26 protein-coding genes, 1 pseudogene and 1 riboswitch are annotated in these 26,959 nt (G+C 71.1%); of the genes and pseudogenes, 16 read left to right on the forward strand and 11 right to left on the reverse strand.

From position 1 onward, the window contains the following. The first annotated feature begins 30 nt into the window (after nucleotides 1-30). The 3 genes from O7543_RS21860 to O7543_RS21870 all read left to right on the forward strand — a co-directional run bounded on the left by O7543_RS21860 (nucleotide 31) and on the right by O7543_RS21870 (nucleotide 2,645). Nucleotides 31-783: a GPP34 family phosphoprotein gene (locus O7543_RS21860; RefSeq protein ID WP_281567188.1), complete on the forward strand. Its 753-nt coding sequence runs from the start codon at nucleotides 31-33 to the stop codon at nucleotides 781-783. A gap of 63 nt (nucleotides 784-846) precedes the next feature. Beyond that, complete coding sequence (locus O7543_RS21865) at nucleotides 847-1,731, forward strand: LysR family transcriptional regulator (protein WP_281552127.1); 885 nt, start codon at nucleotides 847-849, stop codon at nucleotides 1,729-1,731. An 89-nt stretch (nucleotides 1,732-1,820) separates the two neighbouring features. After that, nucleotides 1,821-2,645, forward strand: coding sequence for an SDR family NAD(P)-dependent oxidoreductase (locus O7543_RS21870; protein ID WP_281552126.1), 825 nt, complete (start codon nucleotides 1,821-1,823; stop codon nucleotides 2,643-2,645). Between the two features lie 66 nt (nucleotides 2,646-2,711). Here the strand turns inward: O7543_RS21870 and O7543_RS21875 are convergent, their stop codons facing one another. Both O7543_RS21875 and O7543_RS21880 read right to left on the reverse strand, forming a co-directional pair. After that, nucleotides 2,712-2,969 (reverse strand): hypothetical protein, encoded by a 258-nt coding sequence (locus O7543_RS21875; RefSeq protein WP_281552125.1) that lies wholly within the window; start codon nucleotides 2,967-2,969, stop codon nucleotides 2,712-2,714. Nucleotides 2,970-3,301: 332 nt separating this feature from the next. Continuing rightward, nucleotides 3,302-3,541: an AbrB/MazE/SpoVT family DNA-binding domain-containing protein gene (locus O7543_RS21880; RefSeq protein WP_281552124.1), complete on the reverse strand. Its 240-nt coding sequence runs from the start codon at nucleotides 3,539-3,541 to the stop codon at nucleotides 3,302-3,304. Between the two features lie 186 nt (nucleotides 3,542-3,727). On the opposite strand from O7543_RS21880, the gene O7543_RS21885 reads away from it, so the two are divergent. Both O7543_RS21885 and O7543_RS21890 read left to right on the forward strand, forming a co-directional pair. Then, nucleotides 3,728-4,507, forward strand: a complete 780-nt coding sequence (locus tag O7543_RS21885) for a hypothetical protein (protein WP_281552123.1) — start codon at nucleotides 3,728-3,730, stop codon at nucleotides 4,505-4,507. Continuing rightward, on the forward strand, nucleotides 4,504-4,869 hold the full coding sequence (locus O7543_RS21890) for a GntR family transcriptional regulator (RefSeq protein WP_278173272.1): 366 nt from the start codon (nucleotides 4,504-4,506) through the stop codon (nucleotides 4,867-4,869). Before O7543_RS21885 ends, O7543_RS21890 begins: the two co-directional genes overlap by 4 nt. Before the next feature lies 1 nt (nucleotide 4,870). On the opposite strand, the gene O7543_RS21895 is transcribed toward O7543_RS21890, so the two are convergent. Further along, nucleotides 4,871-5,341: a DUF2809 domain-containing protein gene (locus O7543_RS21895; protein WP_281552122.1), complete on the reverse strand. Its 471-nt coding sequence runs from the start codon at nucleotides 5,339-5,341 to the stop codon at nucleotides 4,871-4,873. Between the two features lie 11 nt (nucleotides 5,342-5,352). Then, nucleotides 5,353-5,985 (reverse strand): phosphotransferase, encoded by a 633-nt coding sequence (locus tag O7543_RS21900; RefSeq protein ID WP_281552121.1) that lies wholly within the window; start codon nucleotides 5,983-5,985, stop codon nucleotides 5,353-5,355. 398 nt (nucleotides 5,986-6,383) lie between these two features. On the opposite strand from O7543_RS21900, the gene O7543_RS21905 reads away from it, so the two are divergent. From O7543_RS21905 to O7543_RS21920, 4 genes and pseudogenes are all read left to right on the forward strand, one after another. Next, nucleotides 6,384-8,285, forward strand: a complete 1,902-nt coding sequence (locus O7543_RS21905) for a M14 family zinc carboxypeptidase (RefSeq protein WP_281552120.1) — start codon at nucleotides 6,384-6,386, stop codon at nucleotides 8,283-8,285. 139 nt (nucleotides 8,286-8,424) lie between these two features. Next, nucleotides 8,425-8,490: riboswitch (cobalamin riboswitch) on the forward strand. Between the two features lie 122 nt (nucleotides 8,491-8,612). Beyond that, the gene (locus O7543_RS21910) at nucleotides 8,613-9,584 is read left to right on the forward strand and encodes an ABC transporter substrate-binding protein (RefSeq protein ID WP_281552119.1); all 972 of its coding nucleotides are present in this window, start codon (nucleotides 8,613-8,615) and stop codon (nucleotides 9,582-9,584) included. 1 nt (nucleotide 9,585) lies between these two features. Further along, the gene (locus O7543_RS21915; protein WP_348650033.1) at nucleotides 9,586-10,653 is read left to right on the forward strand and encodes an iron ABC transporter permease; all 1,068 of its coding nucleotides are present in this window, start codon (nucleotides 9,586-9,588) and stop codon (nucleotides 10,651-10,653) included. Between the two features lie 53 nt (nucleotides 10,654-10,706). Continuing rightward, a pseudogene (locus tag O7543_RS21920) lies at nucleotides 10,707-11,468 on the forward strand (ABC transporter ATP-binding protein); the annotation flags it as partial. Nucleotides 11,469-11,489: 21 nt separating this feature from the next. Here O7543_RS21920 and O7543_RS21925 read toward each other — a convergent pair. Continuing rightward, nucleotides 11,490-12,257, reverse strand: coding sequence for a VOC family protein (locus tag O7543_RS21925; protein ID WP_281552118.1), 768 nt, complete (start codon nucleotides 12,255-12,257; stop codon nucleotides 11,490-11,492). Between the two features lie 243 nt (nucleotides 12,258-12,500). On the opposite strand from O7543_RS21925, the gene O7543_RS21930 reads away from it, so the two are divergent. Beyond that, nucleotides 12,501-14,105, forward strand: coding sequence for an alpha/beta hydrolase fold domain-containing protein (locus O7543_RS21930; protein ID WP_281552117.1), 1,605 nt, complete (start codon nucleotides 12,501-12,503; stop codon nucleotides 14,103-14,105). Nucleotides 14,106-14,121: 16 nt separating this feature from the next. Here the strand turns inward: O7543_RS21930 and O7543_RS21935 are convergent, their stop codons facing one another. Continuing rightward, complete coding sequence (locus tag O7543_RS21935) at nucleotides 14,122-15,114, reverse strand: hypothetical protein (RefSeq protein ID WP_281552116.1); 993 nt, start codon at nucleotides 15,112-15,114, stop codon at nucleotides 14,122-14,124. A gap of 92 nt (nucleotides 15,115-15,206) precedes the next feature. After that, nucleotides 15,207-17,366, reverse strand: a complete 2,160-nt coding sequence (locus O7543_RS21940; protein WP_281567189.1) for an AAA family ATPase — start codon at nucleotides 17,364-17,366, stop codon at nucleotides 15,207-15,209. A gap of 282 nt (nucleotides 17,367-17,648) precedes the next feature. Between O7543_RS21940 and O7543_RS21945 the strand changes: the two genes are divergently transcribed. Further along, complete coding sequence (locus O7543_RS21945) at nucleotides 17,649-18,521, forward strand: menaquinone biosynthesis protein (protein WP_281552114.1); 873 nt, start codon at nucleotides 17,649-17,651, stop codon at nucleotides 18,519-18,521. Between the two features lie 30 nt (nucleotides 18,522-18,551). On the opposite strand, the gene O7543_RS21950 is transcribed toward O7543_RS21945, so the two are convergent. Both O7543_RS21950 and O7543_RS21955 read right to left on the reverse strand, forming a co-directional pair. Further along, nucleotides 18,552-19,646 (reverse strand): hypothetical protein, encoded by a 1,095-nt coding sequence (locus tag O7543_RS21950; protein WP_281552113.1) that lies wholly within the window; start codon nucleotides 19,644-19,646, stop codon nucleotides 18,552-18,554. A gap of 1 nt (nucleotide 19,647) precedes the next feature. Next, nucleotides 19,648-20,634 (reverse strand): serine hydrolase, encoded by a 987-nt coding sequence (locus O7543_RS21955; RefSeq protein WP_281567190.1) that lies wholly within the window; start codon nucleotides 20,632-20,634, stop codon nucleotides 19,648-19,650. A 410-nt stretch (nucleotides 20,635-21,044) separates the two neighbouring features. Here O7543_RS21955 and paaA point away from each other — a divergent pair, with 410 nt between their 5' ends. The 5 genes from paaA to paaE are packed head-to-tail and all read left to right on the forward strand — an operon-like array spanning nucleotide 21,045 to nucleotide 25,009. Beyond that, a complete protein-coding gene (paaA, locus tag O7543_RS21960) occupies nucleotides 21,045-22,223 on the forward strand; it encodes a 1,2-phenylacetyl-CoA epoxidase subunit PaaA (RefSeq protein WP_281552111.1) in 1,179 nt (392 codons plus the stop codon). Continuing rightward, complete coding sequence (paaB, locus tag O7543_RS21965; protein ID WP_281567191.1) at nucleotides 22,220-22,522, forward strand: 1,2-phenylacetyl-CoA epoxidase subunit PaaB; 303 nt, start codon at nucleotides 22,220-22,222, stop codon at nucleotides 22,520-22,522. The genes paaA and paaB overlap by 4 nt, the downstream gene beginning before the upstream one ends. Then, nucleotides 22,519-23,301 (forward strand): 1,2-phenylacetyl-CoA epoxidase subunit PaaC, encoded by a 783-nt coding sequence (gene paaC, locus O7543_RS21970; protein WP_281567192.1) that lies wholly within the window; start codon nucleotides 22,519-22,521, stop codon nucleotides 23,299-23,301. Before paaB ends, paaC begins: the two co-directional genes overlap by 4 nt. Then, nucleotides 23,295-23,846 carry a 1,2-phenylacetyl-CoA epoxidase subunit PaaD gene (gene paaD, locus O7543_RS21975; RefSeq protein ID WP_281552108.1) on the forward strand — a complete coding sequence of 184 codons (552 nt, stop codon included), beginning with the start codon at nucleotides 23,295-23,297 and terminating at the stop codon, nucleotides 23,844-23,846. The genes paaC and paaD overlap by 7 nt, the downstream gene beginning before the upstream one ends. Next, nucleotides 23,846-25,009: a 1,2-phenylacetyl-CoA epoxidase subunit PaaE gene (gene paaE / locus O7543_RS21980; RefSeq protein ID WP_281567193.1), complete on the forward strand. Its 1,164-nt coding sequence runs from the start codon at nucleotides 23,846-23,848 to the stop codon at nucleotides 25,007-25,009. Before paaD ends, paaE begins: the two co-directional genes overlap by 1 nt. A gap of 27 nt (nucleotides 25,010-25,036) precedes the next feature. Here paaE and O7543_RS21985 read toward each other — a convergent pair whose 3' ends face one another. Together O7543_RS21985 and O7543_RS21990 are read right to left on the reverse strand one after the other, a co-directional pair. Further along, nucleotides 25,037-25,582 carry an AAA family ATPase gene (locus tag O7543_RS21985; RefSeq protein WP_281567194.1) on the reverse strand — a complete coding sequence of 182 codons (546 nt, stop codon included), beginning with the start codon at nucleotides 25,580-25,582 and terminating at the stop codon, nucleotides 25,037-25,039. Nucleotides 25,583-25,597: 15 nt separating this feature from the next. Next, nucleotides 25,598-26,869 carry a glycosyltransferase gene (locus O7543_RS21990; protein WP_281567195.1) on the reverse strand — a complete coding sequence of 424 codons (1,272 nt, stop codon included), beginning with the start codon at nucleotides 26,867-26,869 and terminating at the stop codon, nucleotides 25,598-25,600. Nucleotides 26,870-26,959: the final 90 nt, after the last annotated feature.

A 26,959-nucleotide genomic window follows, 5' to 3' on the forward strand; every position in this document is an offset into this window, starting at 1 on the left:
CGTCGGCCTGTGACCACGAAGGGAGCCACGATGGTCCACCACACCGGGGCCAGGGCCGGGACCGGGACCGCCGCTTGGGCCGACGCCGCAATGACGCTGCCGTTGCCGGCGGTGCACCTGCGGAGACCGTTGCTGGCCGACGAGTTCTTCCTGCTGGCGCAGGACGCGGTGACCGGTCGGCTGCGGCTGCCGGACCGGGCGGTCGGGTTCGGTCTGGCCGCCGCGCTGCTGGTGGACCTGGTCGACGCCGGGGCGTTGCGGGTGCGCGACGGCCGGCTCTGGCTTGCGGCGCGGCACGTGCCGGTGGACGCGCTCGGCGGCTGGATCCTGCGTTGGATGGCCGCCGAGCCGGGGTACCGGCGGGTGGGCACCTGGTTGGCGCTGCTGGCACCCGGCGCTCATCAGCAGGTCGCGCGGCGGCTGGTCGCGGCGGGCGTGGTGCGGCGCCGGACGGTACGCCGCCTGCTGGCCACCGCCGTGCGCCATGTGCCGGTCGACCCGAACCGGGCCGGGTGGGCGTGGGCCCGGCTGACCGTACGGCTGCAGCGCGGCGAGCCGTTGCCCGACCTGGAGGCCCGGCTAGCCGGGCTCTGCCTGGTCACCGGGCTGGACGACGCCCTGCTCACCGGTCTCCCGGCGGCGGCCCGTCGGCACCTGCACCGGGAGACCTCCGGACGACTGCCGACCGAGGTCGGCGAGCTGTTCACCATTGCCCGGAATCGCCTCGACGGCGCATCCCACCGCCGCCGGAGCGGCCGATGGCGTCGCGGACCAGCGGGCTGAGCGCTCCACCGACCTGCTGCGCACGTCGCTATGCAGGAACTGCATGACGACTAGGCTGTTGGCATGCTTCCGGATCTGGACCTGCGGCTGGTCCGGTACTTCACCGTGGTCGCCGAGCAGCTGAACTTCGCGCGCGCCGCGGAGCAGCTCCGGGTCGCGCAGCCGTCGCTGAGCCGACAGATCCAGCGGCTGGAGGACGCTCTCGGCGTACGCCTGCTGGAACGCACCAGCCAGGGCAGCCGGCTCACCGCCGCCGGTTCGGCGTTCCTGCCCCGCGCCGAGCAGCTACTGCACGGTGCCGGACAGGCGGTGCTCGCCGCGCGGGCGGCGGCACCGGAGCGCACCATCACCATCGGGTACGTCGATGATCTGATCGTCACCCCCGCCGTACGCGACCTGCGCCACCGGTTTCCCGACGCCCACGTCCGCACCCGCCACCTCGACACCCGGGATGCCGACGCACTGCTGCGCCGGCAGGCCGACGCCCTGGTCATCCGTACGCCGCTGCCGGTTCCGGCCGACGACCTCGACGTGGCGGTCCTCTACGACGAACCCCGGGTCCTGGTCGTGCCCGCCGCGCACCGGCTGGCCGGCAAGGAGTCGGTGACCGCCGCGGACATCGCCGCGGAGCCGCTGGTCGGCTGCACCGGCATGGGCGCCGACTGGACCGGCTTCTGGCGGCTGGAGCCCCGCCCGGACGGCAGTCCCGCCCAGCTCGGTCCCACGCTGGCCGACACCTACGACGACAAGCTCGAAGCCATCGCCGACGGCAGCGCCATCGCCGTCGTCCCGGCCGGTGACCGGCGGTTCAGCCTACGTCCGGACCTGGTCACCGTTGCCATCCACGAGGTCGAGCCCTGCCAGGTCGCCGTGGTCACCCGCGCCGGGGACGCCAACCCGTTGGTCGCGGAGTTCGTCCGCTCTGCTGAGCGGCACCTCGTTGGCTGACCCTGGGTCCCGATCGTCATGCGCCTGTTGCATGACGGGGTGCGAAACAGGTCTTGGACACGGCCGCCGGCAGGACGTTGGCTGGTCGTATGCCTGTCGACTACCGCTCACAGACCGTTCTGCTCACCGGGGCGAGCTCCGGGATCGGTGCCGCCTTCGCCAGGGCGCTGGCCGTACGCGGCGCGAACCTCGTGCTGGTCGCGCGGCGCGCCGACCGGTTAGCGTCGATCGCGGACGAGCTGCGCCGCACTGCTGATGTACGAATCGAGGTCGTCCCCGCGGACCTGTCCAGTCCCGCTGCGCCGACCGAGATCCGCCGAGTGGTCGCCGACCGGGGCGTCGAGGTGACAAGCCTGATAAACAATGCCGCGATCGGCTCTTTCGCCCTGTTTGCCGATGTGGATCCGAGTCAGTCGACCGCCGAGGTCGCCGTTGACGTGATGGCACCGGTCGCGCTGACAGCGGCCTTCATGCCGCAGCTGACGGGTGCCGGCAACGGCTTCATCATCAACCTCGCCAGCGTGTCCGCGTACTTCCCGACTCCCCGGATGGCCGTCTACAGTGCCGCCAAGGCGTTCATGCTCAGCTTCACTGAATCACTATGGACGGAGCTGCGAGGCACCGGCCTGACGGTGTTCGCTGTCGCCCCCGGAGCCACCGGCACCGATTTCACGGCCGGGATGGGTCCGGACGCGGCGGTGCTGACCGCAGGGAAGGTGCGGGCTGCAGAGGACGTCGTCGCGACCGCGCTGCGCCACCTTGAGCTCCGGGATCCGGGCCCGATCGTCGTTGACGGCGGTGGCAACCGGCTCGGCGTGCTCGTGAGCCGATTCGTGAGTCGGCGCCGGGCCGCCCTGATGATGGCCCGCGTCTTCGACCCCGCTCGCCGGCCCCCGTCTCGCACGCCCGGTTGACGTGGGTGAGGGCGTTGCTGGGAGCAGACCGTAGCCCCACGGTGGAGCCTCCCCAGGAGCCACCTGCTAGTCGAAGGTCCAGAAGAAGTAGAGGACGTTGGGCGGGTTGCCGTACGCGCGGTACTGGCAGAGGTACGAGCTCCACAGGTCGTTCTGGACCCCGTAGTTGCCGTACGAGTGGCAGAAGCTCAGGTCACTGTAGACGTTGCGGAGCGTGCCGCCCGGCGGGTCCGGGTAGTCCGCCGCCGCCGGGGCGGCGGTGGTCGCGAACAGGCCGGCCATGGCGATCATGAACGCCACCAGCAGTGTGGTCAGTCTTCGCATGCATCCTCCCATAGGGTCGGGGCACTGGCCGATCTTCCGCGTGTCTCCAGGCACCACAAGATCGACGTATGACGATTTCATGATGCCATCGTGGCTGGCCCGTGGGAAGGCTTGGGCGCCGCAGACCTCGGCCACTGACGGGCCCGTCAGCGGTGACCACGCCAGCCTGGGGAAGTAGCTGCGGTACTTGACATATGCCTTCCCTGCCAGGAAACCCGCAGGGTGGGGCAGTTGACCGCGTCGGATCCTCGGTGAGGATGTCGAGCAGGACGTTGGAGTCGACCAGGGTGACGGTCCCGTCCGAATGCGTCTCGGGCACCGCGCGAAGCCGTTCATCCGCCACGGAGCAACTCCATGAGCTGGTCCGTGGTCATGCCCTCCGTCTCGCGTGCGGTGCCCTGCCCGCGTAGATGCCGCACAAGCCGTTGTCCTCTGGAGGGGGCGCCGTCGACCCGCACGATCCGCAGCGCGCCGCCCTCCTCGACAACCTCGATCTCGTCGCCTTCATGCAGGCCGTGTTTGGCGCGCAGCGACGCAGGGATGGTCACCTGACCCTTGCTGTTCAGCTTCACCGTGCCTCCACTTGCTTGTACTACGTAATACCAGCGGTTGTGTTTCAGGGCTGCGAGGGGTTTCCTCCCCTCCCCTGGGTTCCAGTCGCAGGGCGGGGTCGAGGTCAACCCCTGACTGACTTGACTTTGTTGCATGTTATGACTCATGGTTGTGAGACAAAGCTTGCGACTATGGAGGTGGTGGCGATGCGCCAGACAGAGCACAGCGAGACCAGGCAGTGGCTGGACCGGCACGGTCTGACCGAGGCCGAGCCGACGCCGCTGCTGGCGACCCGGCTGGCCGTGCGACGGCGGGCCAAGCTCGTCGGCGACATCCTGCTGGCCGGGTTCCTGATCGGCGCGGCACTCACCCACGCGACGGGCCGGGCCACCGACACGGCGTACTCCTGGCTGCCGTTGCTGGTGCTCACCGCGCTGGTGGTCGGCATGCTGGCGGCGCAGTGGCTGCTCCGTCAATGGGTCCGCCGCGTCGACCGGCGGGCCGGCGCGCAACTGCCCCGGCGGGTGGCCCATCCGGTCGGGTTCGGCTGGCCGGCGGTGCTCGGCCGGCCGTACGCCGTCTTTACGGTCGCCGCCTACACCGGCGCGCTGGTGCTCGCGGTGAGCGTACTGCCGGTTTCCGACCCGGTGCTGCGGGCCGGGGCCGCCGTCGTGCTGATCGGGCTCGCCGGTGCCGGTGCCGGCATGGTCATGCAGCTGCGTCAGGTGCTGACCAGCCCGGCCGTCGCCGAGGACGAGGCGTCGCTCACGGCGGACGTCGTCATGCGGGTCGAGGACGCCCGCGCCCTCGTCACCCCCAGCCTGGTCTGGATGCTGCCGGCCATCTTCCTGTACGGGGAGTCGCTGGGCTGGTGGAACGCGGTCGCTATCGGACTCGTCGTGGCCGGTGTCGTCGCGTTCGGTCTGGTCCAGACCCGGACCACGGCTGTCGGGGCGACCGCACGGCAGGCCATGATCGTCCGATGATCGTCATCGACGCCGCCTCGCCGACGCCGCCGTACGAGCAGCTGCGGGCCCAGCTCGCCCGGCAGATCCAGGACCGGTCGCTGGCCGTCGGCACCCGGCTGCCGACGGTCCGCCGGCTCGCCGCCGACCTCGGCCTGGCCGTGAACACCGTCGGTCGGGCGTACCGGGAGCTGGAGGAGGCCGGGCTGATCGAGACCCGTGGGCGGGCCGGCTCGTTCGTCACAGCCGCCGGCGACCAGGCCCTCGAGCAGGCCCACCGCGCCGCCCGCGACTACGCGACGATCATCGCCCGGAGCGGCATCGACCCCGCGGAGGCGATCCGGATCGTCCAGGCGGCCCTGGGCCGCCCGGCCACACCGTGACTCACCGGCCACGCCCGCGACCGGCACCGGCACCGGCGCCAGCCGGCTGCCGGTCCCGGTGGCGCAGCCGCCAACGGTCGACGCCCGCGTGCAGCAGCACCAACGGCAGTACGCCCACCACGTACCAGGCCAGGTCGGTGGGGTCGAAATGGACACCGAGGACCAGCCGTGCCAGCAGACTGCGCTCGGACAGCTCCGCCGGTACGCCGGTCAGCTGCAGGAACTCGACGAGCCAGCAGAAGGCGACGGCACCCGCCCCGGCCACGATCGGCCCGGCACGCGGAGCCAGGACGAACACGCCCGCGTAGACCATCGACGCGTACAGGGCGGTGCCGGAGTACTGCTGCAGCGCGCCGGAACTGTCCAGCACGCCGTTCCCACCGGCCAGCACCCGGATGCCGAGTGCCACGGCGAGGAACCCGCCGGCGGCGGCCAGACCCGCCAACCGTACCCGCCACCTGAGACCTGCCACGGCGCCCGACCCTACAGTTCACCGGCCCTGTCGGTCACCGGCCGGTCAGCGGTCCCGGCGGATCTCAGCACGTCGATCTCGCAGCCCGGCGAGGCCGGGTCGAAGCCGTGCTCGACCAGCCAACGGATCGCCAACAGGCTGCGTAGCGACCACCACGCGCCGATCACGTCGAGGTCGACGGCGGTGCCGTAGCCGGCGAGGACGTCACCAAGGCGCTCCCGGTGCCCGAGTGTCAGGGTGGCGAGGTCGAACAGGGCGTCACCTCGGCCTGCCTCGGACCAGTCGAGCATGCCGGTGACCTCATGACCGTCGACGAGGACGTGGGCGATCTGCAGGTCGCCGTGCGTGAAGACCGGTGTCCACGGCCGCAACGCGGCCCCGGCGATCCGGCGGTTGCGCATGACGAGGTCGGCGGGGAGCACTCTGTTCGCGATGAGCCACCTGCACTCGCCGTCGAGTTGCGAAGCCAACTCGTCGGGACTGCGACCGGGCCACGGTGGCAGCGGCGCGTCGTGCAGCATCCGTACGGCGGCACCCGTCGCTGTCCAGGCCGCCGCCGACGCCGCCGACGGCTCGCCGAGCCGGCCGAGCGCCGTCCCGGCCAGGGCTGCGAGCGCGAGTACGGGCGGTCTACGCCACAGCACCTGCGGAGTCGGCCGGCGAACGGCGTCACCCGGTTTACCGGCGGGCGTCCGGCGCTCCGGCGGGCGGGATTCATGATCAGGTGAGCGCTGTGGACTTCACAACCGCGACGAGACGTTCATAGCGCTCACATGATCATGAGTTGAGGGTTGCGCCGTCGGTCGCGGACGGCCGTGTCCGCCTGATGCTCGCGGCGCAGTGGATCGAGGAGTCCGTAGTGGCTGAGATCCGCCATGGACAATGTAGTCCCTCCCCGCACGGTGTCCGGTACGAGAAGTATCGATGCCGTGTGATGATCAGCTTGGCATGGAATTGATCGCGAAAGATATTGATATGACCATGTGACAGGTGGTGCAGTTGTGCTCACCAGCGGAGTCCTCCCCACCCCCAGGAGGTCTATATGCGATTCCGCGCACCAACTGCCAACGCCGGCTCGTGGCGCAGGACCACCGTCCTGCTGATCGCGACCGTCGTCGGCCTGTTCGCCGTCGTGACCGGCCCGGTGTCGGCCGATCCCAAGCCCAGCGGTTCCGACCGGGAGTCGATCGCCGGCCCGTACCGGGTCCTCGGACCGCGTACCTTCGCCGACCGCGACGCGGTGGCCGCGACCGGCGCCGCGATCGACTACATCGAACACGGCATCCTCAACATCACCGCGACCCGGGCCGAGGTCAGCGCGATCCAGGCGCTCGGCTTCGAGGTCGAAGCGGTCCGGGCACCCACCAGGACCGACGCGTCCGGCGACGTCACCACGTTGGACTTCCCGCCGTCCGACTCGGCGTACCACAACTACGCAGAGCTGACCACGGTGGTCAACCAGGTAGTCTCCAGCCACTCGAACATCGCCCGGAAGATCAGCATCGGGACCTCGTACGAGGGCCGCGACCTGATGGCGGTCAAGATCTCCGACAACGTCGGCACCGACGAGGACGAGCCGGAGATCCTGTTCAACTCACAGCAGCACGCCCGCGAGCACCTCACCGTCGAGATGGCGATCTACCTGCTGAACCTGTTCACCGACGGCTACGGCAGCGACTCGCGGATCACCAACATCGTCAACACCCGCGAGATCTGGATCGTGCCGACCGTCAACCCGGACGGCAGTGAGTACGACATCGCCACCGGCTCGTACCGGTCCTGGCGCAAGAACCGCCAGCCCAACAGCGGCTCGTTTGCCGTCGGCACCGACCTGAACCGCAACTGGGACTACCTGTGGGGCTGCTGCGGCGGATCCTCCGGCTCCCCGTCGTCGTCGACCTACCGCGGCCCGTACGCCTTCTCCGCCCCGGAGACGCAGGCGCTGCGCGACTTCGTCAACAGCCGGGTGGTCGGCGGTGAGCAGCAGATCACGGCCAACATCGACTTCCACAGCTACTCGGAGCTGGTGCTCTGGCCGTTCGGCTGGACCACCGCCAACACCCCGTCCGGGATGACCACCGACCAGTACAACACCTTCGCCACCCTCGGTACGCAGATGGCGGCGACCAACGGCTACACCCCGGAACAGTCGTCCGACCTCTACATCACCGACGGCAGCAGCATCGACTGGATGTGGGGCGTGCACGGCATCTGGGCGTACACCTTCGAGCTGTACCCCGGCTCGTCCAGCGGCGGCGGCTTCTACCCGCCCGACGAGGTGATCCCCACCCAGACCGCCCGCAACCGGGAAGCGGTGCTGATGTTCAGCGAGTACGCCGACTGCCCGTACCGGGTGATCGGCAAGGAGTCGCAGTACTGCGGCGGCGGTCCGGTCGACCCGCCGGGCAGCACCGTCTGGGCGGACGACTTCGAGTCCGCGACCGGCTGGACGACCGACCCGAGCGGCACCGACACCGCCACCACCGGGCAGTGGGAGCGCGGCGTCGCGCAGGCCACCAGCTCCGGCGGGGCCCTGCAGCTGACCGCCTACCAGGGCAGCAACAGCCTGGTCACCGGGCGGCTGGCCGGCTCCTCGGCCGGCTCGTACGACATCGACAGCGGGGCCACCAGCGCCCGCTCCCCGGCGATCACGCTGCCGTCGAGCGGCACCCTCACCCTGTCGCTCGCCTGGTACCTGGCCCACCTGAACAACTCGTCGTCGGCCGACTACCTGCGGATCAGCGTGGTGCACAGTGGCGGCACGACGACGCTGTTGAACCAGTCCGGCGCGGGGAGCAACCGGTACGGGTCCTGGTCGACCGGCAGCTACAACCTGACCCCGTACGCGGGTCAGACGGTGCGGATCCTGGTCGAGGCGGCGGACGCCTCCACCGCCAGCCTGGTCGAGGCGGCCATCGACGACGTCCGGATCACCAGGTCCTGACGGCGGGCAGGGCTGCCGGCAACTGACGGCACGCAGGGCTGCCGTGCGGTGAACATCACCGGACGGCAGCCCTGCGCTGCTGCGATGACGCTGCGGCGGCGTCGGTGGGTTACCGTGCTACCGACCGCCCCGCAGCGAAGCCGGTGCGAACCCGGCGCTGTCCCGCAACTGTGATGCCCCGGCCGACAGCCGGGGGCTAGCCAGGTCGCCTGCGGCGTGGTCGCGAACCGCGCTCTCGAGGAAGGGCGCCTCGCCACCTGGCCGGGGCCGGCGTCACCACCCCGACCTGTCGGCGAAGCACCAGCCCTCGACCGACAGGAGGACCAGATGAGCAGACCCCTTACGCGGCGGGCAGCGTTGCTGCGTACCGCCGCGGTCGCCACCGCCGCGACCCTCGCCCTGACCGGATGCGGCCAGGCCGGCGACGGCTCCGGCGGGCCCGACGACGCGCAGCCCGGCGTCAGCCCGGAGGCCGCCGCCAGCTACCCGGTCACCGTCGGTGACCTGACCCTGGAGGTACGCCCGGAGCGGATCGTCGCACTGTCGCCGACCGCGACCGAGATGCTCTTCGCGATCGGCGCCGGCGACCAGGTGGCCGCCGTCGACGACAACTCCAACCACCCGGCCGAGGCGCCGACCACCGAGCTGTCCGGGTTCACCCCGAACGTCGAGGCGATCGCCGGCTACGAGCCCGACCTGGTGGTGCTCTCCGGCGACACCAACGAGGTGGTGGCCGGGCTGACCCGACTGTCGATCCCGGTCTACCTGGCCGGGGCGGCGGTGACCCTGGACGACACGTACCGTCAGATCACCGAGCTGGGCGCCCTCACCGGGCACCCGGAGGCAGCGGCCGACCTGGTCGACACCATGCGGTCCGACATCGACAAACTGGTCGCCGACGCGGCGCAGCCGGCCGAGCCGTTGAGCTACTACTACGAGCTCGACCCGACTCTCTACACGGTGACCAGCGAAACCTTCGTCGGGTCGCTGTTCACCATGGTCGGGCTGACCAACATCGCCGACCCGGCGGACCCGTCCGGGGAGGCCGGCGGCTACCCGCAGCTGTCCGCCGAGGCGCTGATCGACGCCGACCCGGACCTGATCTTCCTCGCCGACACCAGGTGCTGCCAGCAGAACGCGCAGACGGTGGCGCAGCGGGCCGGCTGGTCCACCATCACCGCCGTACAGACCGGTCAGGTGGTCGAGCTCGACGACGACATCGCGTCCCGCTGGGGTCCCCGGGTGGTCGACCTGGTCCGGGCGATCGTCGACGCGGTCGACGCGGCGGCGGCGTCCTGACGTGCTCCGTACGCCGGTCCGGCGGCGGCCCGGGCTGACCACCGGCTGGTTCGCTGGTGCGGTGACGGCAGTCGTGCTGTCGGCCCTGGCCGGGCTGGCGTTCGGCCCGGCCAGTCTGCCGCCGCTGGCGGTCGCCGCCGAACTGCTCAACCTGCTGCCCGGCGTCGACGTGGACAGTGGACTCAACGACCGGCAGGTGGCGATCGTCACCCAGCTGCGGCTGCCCCGGGTGGTGCTGGCACTGCTGGTCGGCGGCATGCTGGCCCTGGCCGGCGGCTGCTACCAGGGGGTGTTCCGCAACCCGCTGGCCGACCCGCATCTGCTCGGCGCCGCCGCCGGGGCCGGGCTGGCGGTGACCGCGGTCATCGCGCTGCGCCCCGGCACCGGAGTGCTGACCGGGCTGCCGGTGACGGTGCCGCTGGCCGCGTTCGTCGGCGCGCTCGGGGCGGTCGCGCTGACCTACCTGCTCGGTACGGGTGCCGCCGGGCCGGACCGGTCCACCGCGACGCTGATCCTGGCCGGGGTGGCGGTGTCGGCGTTCCTCGCCGCCGGGCAGACCTACCTGCTGCAACGCCACGTGGACACCATCCGGGAGGTCTACTCGTGGCTGCTGGGTCGGCTGGCCACCGACGGCTGGCACGAGGTTCGGCTGGTCCTGCCGTACGCGGTGATCGCCGCCGTGGTGGTGTTGGCGCAGCGCCGCGAGCTGGACGTGCTGTCGGTCGGTGACGAGGAGGCGGCCAGCCTCGGCCTGCACCCGCAGCGGTCCCGCTACCTGCTGCTCGCCGCCGCGTCGCTGGGCACCGCCGCGGCGGTGTCGGTATCCGGGCTGATCGGCTTCGTCGGGTTGATCGTGCCGCACCTGGTCCGACTGGTAGCAGGCAGCAGCTACCGGGTGATCCTGCCGCTGTCGATGCTGCTCGGTGGCGCGTTCCTGACCGTCACCGACGTGGTGGCCCGTACCGTGGCCGCGCCGGCCGAGATCCCGATCGGTGTGGTCACCGCCTTCTTCGGCGCCCCGTTCTTCGTGCTGGTGCTGCGTACCACCCGCCGGACGGTGGCGCTGTGACCGCGCCCGGGCCCGCGCCCGAGACCGGGCCGGCCGCGGCTGGGAGCACCCCGGTGGTCGGCCGTGACCTGCGGGTACGCCTCGGCGGCGCGCCGGTACTGGACGGTGTCGACCTGACCGTGGCCGCCGGTGAGTGGGTGGCGGTGATCGGGCCGAACGGGGCCGGCAAGTCGACCCTGCTGCGGGCGGTCGGCGGGCTGCTGCCGGTCGACGGCAGCCTGAAGCTGTTCGGTACGCCGATCACCCGGCTCGGCCGCCGGGCCCGGGCCCGGCTGGTCGCCACCGTCGTACAGTCGCCGGTGGTGCCGGCCGGGATCGCCGTCGCCGACTACGTGCTGCTCGGCCGTACCCCGTACGTTCCGCTGCTGGGCCGGGAGTCGGCGGCCGACCTGGCGGTGGTCGACGACGTGCTCGCCCGGCTCGACCTGACCGGGTTCGCGCACCGGCGGCTGGCCACACTGTCCGGTGGTGAACGCCAGCGGGTGCTGCTGGCCCGGGCACTGGCCCAGGGCGCTCCGCTGCTGCTGCTCGACGAGCCGACCAGCGCACTGGACGTCGGCCATCAGCAGGAGGTGCTGGAACTGGTCGACGAGCTGCGCCGGGACCGGGGGCTGACCGTGCTGGCCACCATGCACGACCTGTCGGTGGCCGGCGAGTACGCCGACCGGCTGGTGCTGCTCGCCGCCGGCCGGACGGTCGCCGCCGGCCCGCCGGCCGAGGTGCTCACCGAGGAGAACCTGGCCCGGTACTACCGGGCCCGGGTGCGGGTGCTGCCCGGCGCGCACGGCCCGCTGGTCGTCCCGGTCCGCGACCGGGACGTTCCCCGACCAGAACCGTCAGTCGCCGGCGATCCGGATCACCGAGAAGAAGGCCCCCTGCGGGTCGTTGAGCACGGCGAACCGGCCGTGCGGCAGGTCGGTGGGCGGGACTGAGACGGTGCCGCCGAGCGCGGCGGCGTGCGCGGCGGTGGCGTCGCAGTCGTTCACCGCGAAATACACCATCCAGTGGGCCGGCAGGTCCGCCGGCCAGTCGTCGCCGACCATCGGCATCATCCCGGCGACGGGCTGCTGTTCGACCAGCCATTCCGTGTACATGATCGGCGGGAACGGGGTGTCCCGGCACTCCCAGTCGAAGACCGCGCCGTAGAACTCCTTCGCGCCCTCCGGGTCGCGGGTGGTCAGCTCGTTCCAGCACAGTGAGCCGGGCACGTTCGCCAGCTCCGCGCCGGCCATGGACAGCGGCTGCCAGACGGCGAAGCTGGCCCCGGCCGGGTCGGTGAAGACCGCCGCCCTACCCCGGTCGAGCACGTCGAACGGCGGCATCAGCACGGTGCCGCCGGCCGACTCGACGAGCTTGGCGCTCGCCTGGGCGTCCAGCGTGCCGATGTACGTGGTCCAGGTCGGCGGCTGCCCGCCGGTGGACACCGAGCCGGCCCCGGCGACCAGTTTGTCGTCCTTGCTGAACAGGGTGTAACCCTCGGCGTCCGGATCCTCGGGCGGCTGCGCGGACCAGCCGAACAGTTCGCCGTAGAACCGGATCGCACCGGGCAGGTCGGAGGTGCCGAGGTCGACCCAGGCGGGCACCCCGGCCGCGGCGACGGACATGGCGGATTTCCTCCTGCGGATCGGCTGGCTGGACCCTGCTGACCGAATCCTGGCACCCGGTCGCCTACGGTCGGGGGAGATTCGCCGAAGCAATCGCCCGGCACGCGGAATCATGGCCCGCGCCGAGGGTAACCGCGCACCGGGCTGACGTCACCGACCGAAGCCAGGCGGGGTGCCGGACACCGGGCGGCGACGCCGGACACCGGCCGGGACGCGGGACAGCGGGGGAGAACGATGGTACGGGTGATCGAGGTGTTGCCGGGCGACATCGACCGGGCGATCAACGACGACCACGTCCTGCTGGACCAGCTTTTCCGGCGGCTGGAAACCGGCCAGGGCGACCGGCGGATCCTGGCCGACCAGGTGGTCTACCGGATCTCCATGCACCTGGCGGCCGAGGAACAGATCCTCGACCCGGTCTTCGACGAGCCGGCGGTGACCGACCGGCTGACCGCCGGGTCGGTCGGCGAGCTGATCAAGCGGGGGCGGGACACCCGTCAGCGGATCAAGGAGGCGGCCGCCGAGATCGACCGGTCCAGACCCGGCAACCTGGACTTCGAGGAGGCGCTCAACCACTTGATCGCCGACGTCCGCCGGCAGGCCGCCGAGCAGGAGGGGACGTTGCTGCCGGCGCTGCGGGCCACGGTCGGCCCGCAGCGGATGGCCGAACTCGGCGCGCAGTTCACCGCCGCCAAGTATCGTGCCCCGACCCATCCGCACCCGCAGACACCGAACACCTCCCGCAGCAGCCGGCTACTGGGCGGGCCGGCGGCGCTGGTCGACCGGCTCCGCGACCGGACCTCGGGGCGGCGTGGCTGGTTCGCCACCGACGCGTCCGGGCTGCTGGAACCGCAGTCCCAGGCGCTGCTGGACGTGTTCGCCGCGCTCGGCCCCCGACCCACCGAGATCCTCGAACCGGCCGAGGCGCGGCGCCAGCCGACCCTGTCCGACGCGGTGGCCCGGATCCGTACCGCCCGGGGGGACATGGAGGAACGGGAGCCGGTCGACTCGGTCTTCGACTTCGCCATCGACGGTCCCGGCGGGCAACTGACCCTGCGGGTCTACCGGCCGACGTCGGCGTCGCCAGCCGGCGGCCTGCCGGTGCTGATCTACCTGTACGCCGGTGGCTGGGTGGTCGGCAGCCTGGACACCTACGACGCCACCCCCCGCGCGCTGTGCAACAAGGAACGGTGTCTGGTGGTGGCGGTGGACTACCGGCACGCCCCGGAACACCCGTTCCCGGCCGCCCACGACGACGTGCTCGCCGCGACCCGCTGGCTGCTGGACAACGCCGGGGAGATCGGCGGTGACCCGGGACGGATCGCCATTGCCGGCGAGGCCGCCGGCGGCAACATGGCGGTGGCCACCTGTCTGCAGTTGCGCGACGCCGGTCAGCGGCTGCCGCTGCTGCAGGTGCTGATCTACCCGGTGACCAGCGTGACGATCGACGACGGCTCCGGAGTGGACGCCGCCGACGCGGCGCCGCTGAACCGCCCGATGCTGAGCTGGTTCGCCCGGCACGCCTTCCCCCGGCCGGAGATGCTCGGCGACCCTCGGGTGGCGTTGCTCGACCTGCCGGTGCAACGGCTCGCCGGCCTGCCGCCGGCGGTGGTGCTGACCGTGGAACGGGATCCGCTGCGCGACCAGGGGCAGGCGTTCGCGCAGCGGCTGCGGGCGGCCGGGGTGCCGGTCGAGCACATCCACTACGACGGCGTACCGCACGAGTTCTTCGGCATGGGCGCGGTGCTGGACGTGGCGGAGGCGGCTCAGGACCGGGTGGCGGCGGAGCTGCACACCGTGTTCAACCCGTCCGGCCAGTCGTCGAGTGGCTGGCCGACCGGCCTGTGAGCCTCCGGGACCGGAATCAGCGGTCGGCGAGGTCGGCGATGGTGTTCACCAGACCGGCTGCGGTCTGCGGCTCCCGGGTGGTCAGCACGAGATAGCGCCCACCGGACAGCTGCACCCGGATGCCCGGACCGGATCGGGTGATCAATCCACGTCCCCGCGTGTCGGGGTGGTAGCGGTAGCCCCAGCCGCCCCATTCGGACACCCGTACCGTCGTCTGGACGGCCCCGACGACCTCCCGCGCCGGTACGCTGATCCGCGGCCACCCGAACGGACCGAATCCGATGTGGATGCCTTGCCGGTCGATGGTCAGCCGGTTGACCAGCAGCAGCATCACCAACGCCACGGTGAGCAACACCGGGCTGGCCACCCAGACGTTGATCCAGACCGCCAGGACCCCGGCGAGCAGCAGCAACGGGACCAGGATCCACAGCCCGGTGCGGGACACCGATGTCTGCTCGGTCCACCCGGCACCGTCGGCCGGCAGCGGCACCCGGGGCAGCTCGGCGGCGGGTCGGCCGTCCGCCGCCGGCCCGGCCGGCGGCTGACCGCACGCCGCGTACGCGAGCACCGTCCAACCCGTCACCCCGACCATCAGCGCGGGAATGTGCCAGCTCGGCGCCGGCGCCCGGGTCGGGTCCAGTACATCGACCGAAAGTGCCACGGTGGTCAGCCAGATCCCGGCGACGAAGCCGGCGACCGCCGCGCCGATGGTGATCAGCCACCGCCGCAGCTGCCACCGTAGCCCGAGCGGCAGCACCCCGACTGCGGCGAGCACCGCCCCGGCGGCCGCGCCGATCGTGTAGCCGGTCACGCTGTTCGTCAGCGAACTGGTCGCGTCGACGACATCGGCCGTGTTCCAGTGCATCGGTAGCCGGTCCGGCAGCCGGTGCCGCAGCACCTCGGCGGTCAACGGCACCACGGCGACCGCGAGCACAGCGAGCAGGAAACCGAGTAGCCGCCGGCCGCCGCCACCGGCGCGGTCCTGCCCGGCCGTCCCTCCATCGCTCACCTGGCGATTGTTTCCCAGCTGTCGCCGGGCCAACCTGGAGGGGGCGGGCGGTGTGGCGCGCGCCGTTCTGCTAGTGCCGCCGGTCGGTTCTGTCAGTGCCGCCGGTCGGTCCGGCAGTGGTCGCCCAGCGGGGTCGGAAGCGGGTCGGCGTGCAGCACCGTCAACCGGGACACCGCCCGGGTCAGCACCACGTACAGCCGGTGCAGCCCACGCGGCTCGGCCGCGACGATAGCGGCCGGCTCGACCACCACCACGTGGTCGTACTCCAGCCCTTTCACCTCGGTCGCGGCGACTACCGACACCCGGATCCCGGGGTCGCCGGCGGCTCCGGTGACCTCGATACCGGCTGCGGTCAGCGCGTCGCGCAGGCCGGGCAGCGCGGACTCGGCGGCGATCACCCCGACCGAGCCGTCGTGGGTCAGCGCCGCGCGTACCTCGGCCACCGTGGCACCGGTCAGATCGTCGACCGTACGCAGCGACAGCGAACCGTCGCGACGCAGCGACACCGCCGGTGGTACGTCCACTTCGAGCGCCGGCAGCAGCCGGTTGGCCAGCTCGACCACCACCGCCGGCACCCGGAAGCCGACCGTCAGCGGCACCACCGGGGCGTCGGGCCGACCGAGGTGGGTCAGCGTGCGGTGCCAGTCGGTGGCCGCCCACGGGGCGGTGCCCTGCGCCAGGTCGCCGAGCAGGGTGACCGAGCCGTGTTCGCTGCGCCGGGCGATCGCCCGGCACTGCATCGGCGACAGGTCCTGCGCCTCGTCGATCACCACGTGCCCGTACCCGGTCGGCCGGTCGAGCAGCCCGGCGACCTCGTCGATGAGCACCAGGTCGGCCTTGGTCCATCTGGTGGTGCGGACCGACCTGGCCAACGGTCGCAGCAGCGCCGCCTGCTCGGCCTCGTCGAGCAGACCGGTGGCGGCGGCCGCCAGCCGCTGCGGATCGGTGAGCAGCGTGGACACCACCTCGGTCGGGGTGAGCGCCGGCCAGACCCGGTCCAGCAGGGCGCGTACCGGGGCCACCCGGGCCATCCGCCGCAGCCAGGCGTCGCTCGGTGATTCGGCACGCCGGGTTTCGGCTTGGCGTTGCAGCAGCGCGACGATCCGGGCCAGCACCCGTTCCCGACCGATCCGGTACGGCGGATCCTCCTCGCGGACCGTCCGGACGATCCGGTGCAACGCCTCGACGCCGATCCGCCAGCGGTAGGAGCCGTCCGGCACCACGATCGACTCGTCCGGCTCGCCGAGGTACGCCTCGACGGCGCGCCGCAGCACCTGCGCCATCCTCGGGTCGTGTTTGAGCGCGGCGGCGGCCGGGGTGTCGTCGGCGCGCACCGGCACCGAGTCGATCAGGTCGGCGACCGTGCGCTGGGCTACCTCGACCTCGCCGAGGGCGGGCAGCACGTTGGCGATGTAGGACAGGAACACCCGGTTCGGCCCGACTATCAGCACGCCGGCCTTGCGTAGCCGTTCCCGGTGCGCGTACAGCAGATAGGCGGCCCGGTGCAGCCCGACCGCGGTCTTGCCGGTGCCGGGCGCGCCCTGCACGCAGATCGACTCGGCCAGCTCAGCCCGGACCAGCTCGTCCTGTTCGGGCTGGATGGTGGCGACGATGTCCCGCATCGGGCCGACCCGGGGCCGCTCGATCTCCGTGGTCAGGATGCGTGAGGCGGTGCCGAGCTCTTCGCCCCGGTCGAGGTGTTCGTCCTCGAAGCTCGTGAGTTCGCCGCCGGCGTAGCCGAACCGGCGGCGGACCCGTACCTGCTGCGGGTCGCGGGCGCTGGCCTGGTAGAAGGCCCGGCTGCGCGGCGCTCGCCAGTCGAGCACCAGTGGTTCGCCGGTGTTGTCGGCGACATGCCGGCGGCCGATGTGGTGGCGACTGATTCGGTGCCGGCCGGCCGGCAGCCCGCCCGGATCGGGCTCACCGCCTGGCTCAGGGGCGTCGTCAATTCCGTCGTCGAGGTCGGGATCGTCTTCGACATCGAGCCGGCCGAAGAACAGCGGCGTGTCCGGGTTGTCGGCCAGCTCGGCGACCCGGCGGGCCAGGTGCCTGCCCAGGGTTTCGGCGGTGTACGCGTCCCCGGCGACCCGATCGCCGGTGCTGAACAGGGCTTCGGCCCGGTTGCGCATCCGGGCGAGGGCGGCGCGGGACGCGGTCAGATGAGCGCGTTCGGCGGCGAGTTCGCCGTCCAGGTCGGGTGCGGGGCGGTCCAGTGCGGGGCGGTCGGGTGCGGGGCGGTCGGGTGCGGGCATGCTGACTCCTGGCTGGATCGCCGGCGTGCTCGCTCGCGTGTCCGGAACCGGGTCGGCCGGTGCCCGGCGCGGGGGACGTCCGCTGCGGTGCGACTCACCGCGGCCGTCAAGCGGCCATCGACTTTACCCCTGGCCCGTCGCGGGTCAATCAGATTTCCCCGCTATGCCGGCGCGACGGGGTTGCCGGGGCGATCTGTTCGACGGGTGCCCGGGGGTGCGGGGTGCGCCACAGGCCGGGCCGCCGCCGGGCGTGGCGACTGCCCGACGGCTACCGTGGAGATCATGAGTCACGGTGACGGGGGTGAGGGCGGCGGGCTGCGCCGACCACGGGTCGGGCACATCCAGTTCCTGAACTGCCTGCCCATCTACTGGGGGCTGATGCGTTCCGGCGCGCTGCTCGACGTCGACCTGCACAAGGACTCCCCGGAACGGCTCGGAGCCGCCCTGGTCGCTGGCGACCTGGACATCGGCCCGATCTCGTTGGTCGAGTACCTGCGGCACGCCGACCAGTTCCTGCTGCTGCCGGACATCGCGGTAGGTAGCGACGGGCCGGTGCTGTCGGTGAACGTCGTCACCACCCGGCCACTGGGCGAGTTGTCCGGCCGCCCGGTGGCGCTCGGCTCCACTTCGCGTACCGGTGTGCTGCTGGCCCGGATGCTGCTGGCCGAGCGGTACGGCGTCGAACCAAACTACTTCACCTGCCCGCCGGACGTCACCCAGATGCTGCTGGAGGCCGACGCCGCCGTGCTGATCGGCGACGTCGCATTGCGGGCCCACCACGAGGCGCCGGCGCGCGGTCTGGCTGTCACCGATCTGGGGCAGGCGTGGCGGGACTGGACCGGGCTGCCGATGGTCTTCGCCGTCTGGGCGGTCCGCCGGGACTTCGCCGCCGCCCACCCCGGCCAGGTCAAGGAGGTCCACCAGGCGTTCCTGCGGTCGCGTGACCTGTGCCTCGCCGAGCTAGACGCGGTGGCACGGGCCGCCGCCAGGTGGGAGCCGTTCGACGCGCCGACGCTGGCGTCGTACTTCCGGGCGTTGGACTTTTCGCTCGGTGACCGGCAGGTGGCCGGACTGCGGGAGTTCGCCCGCCGCGCGGCCCGGTCGGGTGCCGCCCCGGCACTGCCGTCTGCCGGCCCTGAGTTCTTCCTGCCCTGAGTTCTTCCTGCCTGACCGCGTCTGGATGGCTCAGCTGCCGGCCGAGGTGGTTGCCGCTGCCCGCAACTGCTGCGCCACCGCACGGCAGGTCTGTCCGCCGTACGTGAAGGGCCGGTCGGCCGGGAACCGGGTCATCACCCCGATGGTCCACCCGTCGCCGATCGCCAGGCAGTTGACGTGCCACTTCTGCTCATCGTCGCGGATCACCCAGCCGTTCTTGATGGCGATCCCATCGGCTTCGTCTGCCGGGAATGCCTCGATCACCCCGAAATCACCTGGACTGCGTACGCTGCGCATCTCGGTCATCAGCCAGTCGGTCCACTCGGCGCCGGCCGCCCGGCCATCGGCGATGCACGCCCCGATCCGGGCCACGTCGCGGGGGGAGAGCCGGGTGGTGCTCCATCTGTTCTCGGTCGAGCTGCGGCTGTCGGTGAGCCCGCAGATCCGGATCATCCGCTCGGTCGCTGCGGTTCGGCCGATTTCCTGCCACAGCTCCTCAGCGACCTGGTTGTCGCTGTCCCTGATCATGATCTCAAGCTGCTGCATCCGGAAGTTGCTCGGCGACCGACCCGCTTCGGCCGAGGTACGCAGGTAGTCGGCGGCGATCCACGCCTTGATCAGCGACGCCGTGGTACTGGTCTCGGCCAGATTGGCCGATCCGTGGATCTCGCCGGTGCGTTGGTCGAGCATCGCCCACGACCACCAGCCGTCGATGCCGTCCAGCTGTACCGTGGTCGGCGCGACGGCCAGCGGTGACAGCGTGGGGTCGGGCTCCGGGGTCGGGCTCTCGCTCGGGCCGGCCATCGGGTTCGACGTCGGTTGATGCCAGCTGGGCTGCTGGTCGGTGGCCCGTCCGTTGGTGGCCTGTCGGTCGGCAGGCTGCTCACCAGCGGCGGCCAACGGCGTGGCGGGAACCAGCCGCGACCCGGCGATGCCGGCGGCTGCCAGAGCGATCAGACCGATCACGATCAGCGGCGTACGCCACCTGGCCCGGGTGTGCCGGGCTACGCCGCCTGCCCGCCCGGTCACCAGCTGGGAGGGTCGGCTGGCCATCAGCCGGCCCGGTCCGCTGGTGAACAGCCGGCGCAGCCGGCGGGTCGACGATATCCAGGAGGTGGGTGGCATGTCAGTTGGCCGGTGTCGCCGGGAGCGGCAGTTCGGCCGGCAGCTGGATGGCGGCGCCGGCGTGTGGGGTGACGAGTTGCCGGGCCACCTCGCGGCAGATGCCCGCCCCGTACTCGAGGCCGTAAGGGCCCGGGTAGCGAGTCATCACCGCGAGGATCCAGTCGTCGTGCACGGCCAGGCAGTTGAGGTGCCACATGCCGTCCGCCCAGATCAGCGTCCAGCCGTTCTTGATGCCGACCGGCGACTCCCGCAACAGGCTCTCCGGTAGTCCATCGATGATGCCCCAGCGGCCACCGCCGGAGGTGGATTCCTGCTCGGAGGCGGCGATCCCGCCCCGCACCTGAGACATCTCGTCGAGCACCCAATCGGTCCACAACGGGCCGGCGGCGGTGCCGTTCTTGACGCACTCGCCCATCAGCACGGCATCGCGGGCGGACATCTGGGTGTAGCTCCACCAGACGTTGTCCTCCTTCGGCGGCACGACCATCCGGGTCTGCTGCAGGCCGCACATCTTGATCATCCGGGTGATCACGTCTTCGCCGCCGGCACTGTAGAACAGCAGGTCCGTGGCCCGGTCGTCGCTGTCGCGGATGGCCAGGCTGGCCAGCTGCAGAATTTCCGGATCAGGCTCGGCGTCATCGAGCTGCCGTAGGTAGTCCGCGACGATCCAGATTTTGATCATCGATTCGGTGGAGCTGGTCTCGGTCATGTTGGCCGAGCCGCCGATCTCGCCGCTGTCGCGGTCCAGCAGCGCCCAGGTCATGAAACCGGTGACCGGGACCGAGACCGCTGCGGCCCGCAACGTCGGCACGGCTGGAGGCCCGGGGGACTCGGCCATGGCGAGGGGCGGATCGGTCAGCTCGTCGACGGGCCGGTTGGCGTCCGGCCGGGTCCCGCCGAGGAACCGGGCCGAGGCGGCGGGGACCACCAGAACGGCACCGACCACCAGGGCTGCCAGCACGACAGTGAGTGTCACGCGTGAACTCATGGGGACTGCTCCGGGGAGTGAATCGATGATTTCAGCTCGTCGGTGCTCTCTGGCAGGTTTGCGTCGGTCCGGGAAGGTCCTGGTACCGAGGTGTTTCTGTAACTGTGGGTTTCTTTGCGGACAGATGCGAGTCAGGTGGGCCGGTTTGAACGTCGTCGCCGCCGCGCCATTGGGCAGTTTACGGGGCGAATCTCGGAGTGCCAGCCCTCGCGCGCCGGAGATCTCGGGGGATGGGTGTCGGATAGATATGGTTCGTCCAGTTAGTTGAGTATTTTCAGGATGATAAGTGGATAAGCATCACATTCACCAGGCGTCGCTGATCGCTCGCTGTCCCGACTTGGTCTCTGGCGGTGAAGATTTTTCGACAGCTGTTACAGGGCTTGGCTACGACTGGGGATTCTTGTAACACTATGTCGGTGGACGGTGACGACGCCCAGACGGTGAGTGGCGCCCGCGGCGGGATCCTCGACGAGGTCGAGGCCGCTGAAGCTGACCTGCGCGCCGCGGCGCTACGCGGCCGGATCCCCGGTCCACGCGTCGCCGACGAGCTGGCCGATCCGGACGATCCGGGTGATCCCGACCGCTCGACCGATCCCGACCGGGACTTCACCGAGATGATCGACGCCGACCAGAAGATCGAGCCGCGCGACTGGATGCCGGACGGCTACCGGCGCACGCTGATCCGGCAGATCGCCCAGCACGCGCACTCCGAGATCATCGGCATGCAGCCCGAAGGCAACTGGCTGACCCGGGCGCCCAGCCTGCACCGCAAGGCGATCCTGCTGGCAAAGGTCCAGGACGAGGCCGGCCACGGGCTGTACCTGTACGCCGCGGCGGAAACCCTGGGCGTCAGTCGGGAAGAGTTGCTCGACCTGCTGCTCGCCGGCCGGCAGAAGTACAGCTCCATCTTCAACTACCCCACGCTCACCTGGGCAGACGTCGGCGCGATCGGTTGGTTGGTGGACGGTGCGGCGATCATCAACCAGGTCCCACTGTGTCGTTGCTCATACGGCCCGTACGCCCGCGCCATGATCCGCATCTGCAAGGAGGAGTCGTTCCACCAGCGGCAGGGCTACGAGATCCTGCACACCCTCGCGCACGGCACACCGGCCCAACGTCAGATGGCCCAGGACGCGGTGGACCGCTGGTGGTTCCCGTCGCTGGCGATGTTCGGCCCGCCGGACGCCGACTCGACCCATTCGGGCCAGTCGATGCGATGGAAGATCAAACGGTTCTCCAACGACGAGCTGCGCCAACGCTTCGTGGACATGTGCGTCCAGCAGGTCGGCCCGCTCGGGCTCACCCTGCCCGATCCCGGCCTACGGTGGAACGAGCAGCGTCAGGCGTACGACTTCACCCCGCCGGACTACGACGAACTGCTCCGGGTGATCCGCGGCGACGGGCCGTGCAACCGGCAGCGACTTGCCCACCGGCGGGCCGCGCACGACGCCGGCGGCTGGGTCCGCGAGGCGTCCCGGGCGTACGCCGAAAAGCAGGCCAGCCGGCGGAAAGCCAGCACCGTACCGGCCGGGGTCGGCACCGTGCCGGCCGGAGTGGGCGCTCCGCCAGTCGGAGCGGAGGCCGGATGAGCGGCGAAGCGGCCCGGACCCCGCCCACCCCGCTGTGGGAGGTCTTCATCCGGTCCCGGCGCGGGCTCGCCCACACCCACGTCGGTAGCCTGCACGCGCCGGACGCGGCGCTCGCCCTGCGGCACGCCCGCGACCTGTACACCCGACGGCAGGAAGGTGTCTCCATCTGGGTGGTACAGGCGGAGTCGATCACCGCGTCCAGCCCGGACGAGAAGGACGCCTTCTTCGACCCGGCGGCCGACAAGGTCTACCGGCACCCGACCTTCTACCAGGTGCCGGACGGAGCGCAGCACCTGTGACCACGACACCCCCCGACCAGCTGCTCTGCTGGGCCGACGACGCGTTGATCACCGCTCAGCGGCTGGCCGCCTGGTGCGCCCGTGCCCCCGAGCTGGAGGAGGACGTCGCGCTCACCAACATCGCGCTCGACCAGCTCGGCGTGGCCCGGCTGCTGCTGTCGTACGCCGCCGAGCAGCTCACCCCCGATGCGGTGCCGGCCGCGCCGGCCGACCAGCCGGTCACCGAGGACACCCTGGCCTTTCTCCGCTCCGACCAGGAGTTTCGCAACTGCCTGCTGGTGGAGCTGCCGGACGACGACTACGCGATGACCATCGGCAAGCTGCTGTTCCTCGCCGCGTACCAGCTCCGGCTCTACGCCGTGCTGAGTGCCGGCGCCGACCAGCGGCTCGCCGCGATCGCCGGCAAGGCGGCCAAGGAGTCCACCTACCATCTCGACCACGCGCGGCTGTGGACCCTGCGGCTCGGCGACGGCACCGAGGAGTCGCGCCGCCGCATGCAGTACGCGGTCGACGAACTCTGGCCGTACACCTATGAGCTGGTCGCCCCGGTGCCCGGCAGTGGCCCCGCCGACCTGCGGGCCGACTGGCTCGCCGTCATCGGTCCGATCCTTGCCGAAGCCACCCTGGCCGCGCCTGCCGGCACCGGGTCCGCCGCCGCTGGCGACGGTGGCGGCTGGCGGCCCGGCGGCGGTCGGCTGGGTCGGCACACCGAACACCTGTCGTACCTGCTGGCCGAGATGCAGGTGGTGCACCGGGCCCACCCAGGCGCGCGATGGTGACCGGACCCCCCGCTGCAGCCGGCGGGTTCAGCTCGGCTGGTGGTGGGGCCAGCTCGGCCGCTGGTGGGACCGGCTCGGCCGCCCGGGCGGCGGTCGAAGCCGTCGTCGACCCGGAGATCCGCGTACTCACCATCGCCGAGCTCGGCATTCTCCGCGCCGTCGAGGTCACCGAGGCCACCGGCGCTGTCCGGGTGACGGTCACCCCCACCTACAGTGGATGCCCGGCGATGGAGCTGATCCGGGGCGAGATCCGGGCGGCGCTGCACCGGTCCGGCTTCACCGACGTCGCGGTCGTCACCGAGTTGGCGCCCGCCTGGAGCACCGACTGGATCACCGAGGCTGGCCGACGCAAGCTCGTTGCCGCCGGGATCGCCCCACCGTCGCCGGCCACCGTCGGTCCGGTGCCGGTGCCGGTGACCGTACGCTGCCCGGCCTGCGGCTCACCGCGCACCGAGCAGCTGAGTCGATTCGGTGCCACGGCCTGCAAGGCGCTGTGGCGGTGCCTGGCCTGCACCGAGCCGTTCGAGCAGATGAAGGCGTTCTGATGGCGGTGACGATCAGTCGACCGGCGCGACGGCGCCCGGTGTTCCATCCCCTCCCGGTCGCCGATGTCGATCAGCTCACCGCCGACGCCGTGGCGGTCACCTTCGCCGTACCACCGGAGCTGCGCGACGCGTACCGGTTCCAGGCCGGACAGCACTTGACCGTACGGCTGGTCGACCCGGCCGGCGGCCCGGAGATCCGCCGCTCGTACTCCATCTGCTCGACCCCGGCGGAGCTCGCCGACCACGGCCGGCTGCGGATCGGCGTGCGGCACGTCGCCGGTGGTGCCTTCTCCGGGTACGCGGTGCGCCAGCTTGCCGCCGGGGCCACCGTGGAGGTGATGCCGCCGCTCGGGCATTTCACCACCAAGTTCGAACCGGGCCGTAGCCGGTACTACGGCGCGCTGGCCGCCGGCTCCGGCATCACGCCGGTGTTGTCCCTGCTCGCCACCGGGTTGGCCACCGAGCCGGGCAGCCGGTTCACGCTCGTCTTCGGCAACCGGTCCGCGCACACCGTGATGTTCGCCGACGAGATCGCCGACCTGAAGGACCGGTACCCGGACCGGCTGCAGGTGGTGCACGTGCTGTCCCGGGAGACGCAGGACGCGGAGTTGCTCACCGGGCGGATCGACGCCGCCCGGTTCGGCCGGCTGCTGGACACCGTGGTGCCGGGACACCAGGTGGACGAATGGTTCCTCTGCGGGCCGTACGCGCTGGTCATGACGGCCCGGCAGGTGCTCACCGAGCGGGGCGTGCCGGCCGAGGCCGTACACAGCGAACTCTTTCACGCCGGGGACGCGCCGCCGGCCGGCGCCGACGCGGTTACCGATGTCGACGCGGCACCAGGCACCGATCCGGCCGGCACCGAGGTGACCGGCGCGGACGTGACCAGTACGGAGGTGACCGTACTGCTCGACGGGCGGGCGTCGACGGTGCGGACGCGGCCGGGGGAGCGGGTGCTCGACGCGGCCCTGCGGGTCCGGTCCGAGTTGCCGTACGCCTGCAAGGGTGGGGTCTGCTCGACCTGCCGGGCGAAGGTCGTCGACGGCGCGGTGACGATGGCCCGCAACTACGCCCTGGAGCCGGACGAGGTGGCCAACGGTTATGTGCTGACCTGCCAGTCGGCGCCCACCACGCCGACGCTCACCGTCGACTACGACGCCTGACGCGCTGGCCACGACGGCTGCCGGGCGTCACGGGGATGATCGTCGACCGAGCTGGTCGAGCAGTTGGCGGGCCTGCTGGTGGGAGGTGAGCCGGACGAACCGCAGCCGGCGCCACCGGGGGTCGACCGAAGCGGCCTGGATGCGGCTCCGGTAACGGGCGTGCTGTTGCCAGGCCCAGACGATGATCGACTCTTCCGGATCAAGGCTGAACACGTTCGACCAGCGCTCCCGGTTGCCGTTCCACAGTTCCACCCGGTGCGCCGCGCGGCGTACCGTACGTCGGACGATCTGCTGCATCACCTGCCGGCGCGGCAGGTCGAACCAGATCACCGTGTCGACTCGCCGCCAGATCAGGTCGCGCACCGTCGAGTAGTTGCCGTCCACCACCCAGCCGTCGCCGGAGACTGCGGCCGCCACCCGTTCCCGGAACTCCGGTTCCGGTGTCGGCTGCCAGTCCTGCTGGTGGAACAGGGCGTCCAACTCGATGTGCGGCACACCGAGCCGTACGGCCAACTCGGCGGCCAGAGTGGACTTACCTGAGCCTGGTGCCCCCATGACCGACACCCGTCGCATGGATGCAGGCTAGCGTCAGGAGACCACCTTGGCACCGGCTCCGGAGGGCTGCTCGACGTGGGCGGTCCGCTGCTCGGGAATCGACGGGGCGCTCAACGTGACCTCGACCGTCTTTCGGGTGCCCCATCCGGTCTTCCAGCAGGTGACCACGCCGTACCACCGGGCGGCGCGCAGTACCAGCATCGCCCAGAGCACTGCGACCGGGGCGAGCATCCAAGTCCCCAACTGGTACGCCGCCGACTGGTCGGACCGGCGGATCGCCAGGTAGCGGAGGCACTGTGCGTAGCCGATCGCCATTGGCACACAGATGAGCCAGGGTAACGCGGCCAGCGAAGGCTCCCGGATCGGTTGTACCACCGCGATGGTCAGGAACAGTGCGGTGGACAGTAGCGTCGTCGCCCATCGAATCAGGTGTAGCCAGTACGCCCACGACCGCAACGGCAGGTATCGCATCCGCCACAGTGACCGGATGAACGATCCGCGCCTCCAGCGGATGAACATCCGCAGGAAGTGGCCGGTCTGCTCCGGCATCAGCGCGAAGGCGAACGCGCTGGGCTGTTGCACAGTTCGGCCGCGCAGCATGGCGAACAGGGTCAGCATCGAGTCGTCGCTGAACGGCACCCGACGTCCTGCGAACCTTTCATGCAGATAGCTGTCCAGATTGTCGCGGATCACCTGGCCTCGGTAGACGGCGATGGGCCCCGAGTTGACCCAGACCGCGCCGAACACTGACAGGCTGGACCGATCGGTCAGCTGGCCGGTGACGAACCACAGGTCGGTGAACCGGGTCAGGAACGATGCGTGAACGTTGGCTGCCATCACGATCCCGGCGACGGACTGCACCGTCTGATCAGCGAGGGGTTTGAGTAGCTCGTTGAGCGTTTCCGGGTCGCTGATCGTGTCCGAGTCGACCGTCCAGTACACATCCGCGTCCGGCGCCTGGCCGACCCCGGCTGCCTGCGCGTGTCTCTTGCCGGCATTGTCCTGGCGCAGCCATACCGGACGGATGCCGCTGTCGCTGGCTGCCCGCTGAAACCAGATGCGGGTCTCGGCGTACCCGACGTCGCCGGTGGTGGAACCGTCATCCACCACGACGATCGTCTGCGGCCGTCGTCGTTGACCGATCATGGACTCGAGGCATGCGCGCAGCGCGGCCGGGTCCTCGTTGTACGCGGGGACCAACGCGGCCACGTCCAGCGTATCGAGGAGCCGCTGTCTGGCCGGGCCAACCTGGTAGGGCTGGTTGAGGTAGGCAAATCCCAGCTGCCACACCAGCAGTCCGTACATCAGGACGTAGATCGCCGCGAACTGATGCCCGTTGCCTGCGCTGAGTAATCCGATTGCTGCAAACGCATGGTGGGCCGCCCATACCGCTAC

The sequence above is a fragment of the Solwaraspora sp. WMMA2080 genome (genome assembly GCF_027497395.1).
Lineage (GTDB): Bacteria > Actinomycetota > Actinomycetes > Mycobacteriales > Micromonosporaceae > Micromonospora_E.

Bases quoted from the DNA above. Each gene is read 5' to 3' on its own strand.
- O7543_RS21860 (WP_281567188.1), top strand. From the start codon at position 31: ATGGTCCACCACACCGGGGCCAGGGCCGGGACCGGGACCGCCGCTTGG.
- O7543_RS21865 (WP_281552127.1), top strand. From the start codon at position 847: ATGCTTCCGGATCTGGACCTGCGGCTGGTCCGGTACTTCACCGTGGTC.
- O7543_RS21870 (WP_281552126.1), top strand. From the start codon at position 1,821: ATGCCTGTCGACTACCGCTCACAGACCGTTCTGCTCACCGGGGCGAGC.
- O7543_RS21875 (WP_281552125.1), bottom strand. From the start codon at position 2,969: ATGCGAAGACTGACCACACTGCTGGTGGCGTTCATGATCGCCATGGCC.
- O7543_RS21885 (WP_281552123.1), top strand. From the start codon at position 3,728: ATGCGCCAGACAGAGCACAGCGAGACCAGGCAGTGGCTGGACCGGCAC.
- O7543_RS21890 (WP_278173272.1), top strand. From the start codon at position 4,504: ATGATCGTCATCGACGCCGCCTCGCCGACGCCGCCGTACGAGCAGCTG.
- O7543_RS21905 (WP_281552120.1), top strand. From the start codon at position 6,384: ATGCGATTCCGCGCACCAACTGCCAACGCCGGCTCGTGGCGCAGGACC.
- O7543_RS21910 (WP_281552119.1), top strand. From the start codon at position 8,613: ATGAGCAGACCCCTTACGCGGCGGGCAGCGTTGCTGCGTACCGCCGCG.
- O7543_RS21925 (WP_281552118.1), bottom strand. From the start codon at position 12,257: ATGTCCGTCGCCGCGGCCGGGGTGCCCGCCTGGGTCGACCTCGGCACC.
- O7543_RS21940 (WP_281567189.1), bottom strand. From the start codon at position 17,366: ATGCCCGCACCCGACCGCCCCGCACCCGACCGCCCCGCACTGGACCGC.
- O7543_RS21945 (WP_281552114.1), top strand. From the start codon at position 17,649: ATGAGTCACGGTGACGGGGGTGAGGGCGGCGGGCTGCGCCGACCACGG.
- O7543_RS21950 (WP_281552113.1), bottom strand. From the start codon at position 19,646: ATGCCACCCACCTCCTGGATATCGTCGACCCGCCGGCTGCGCCGGCTG.
- O7543_RS21955 (WP_281567190.1), bottom strand. From the start codon at position 20,634: ATGAGTTCACGCGTGACACTCACTGTCGTGCTGGCAGCCCTGGTGGTC.
- paaA (WP_281552111.1), top strand. From the start codon at position 21,045: ATGTCGGTGGACGGTGACGACGCCCAGACGGTGAGTGGCGCCCGCGGC.
- paaB (WP_281567191.1), top strand. From the start codon at position 22,220: ATGAGCGGCGAAGCGGCCCGGACCCCGCCCACCCCGCTGTGGGAGGTC.
- paaD (WP_281552108.1), top strand. From the start codon at position 23,295: ATGGTGACCGGACCCCCCGCTGCAGCCGGCGGGTTCAGCTCGGCTGGT.
- paaE (WP_281567193.1), top strand. From the start codon at position 23,846: ATGGCGGTGACGATCAGTCGACCGGCGCGACGGCGCCCGGTGTTCCAT.
- O7543_RS21985 (WP_281567194.1), bottom strand. From the start codon at position 25,582: ATGCGACGGGTGTCGGTCATGGGGGCACCAGGCTCAGGTAAGTCCACT.
- O7543_RS21990 (WP_281567195.1), bottom strand. From the start codon at position 26,869: ATGTACGGACTGCTGGTGTGGCAGCTGGGATTTGCCTACCTCAACCAG.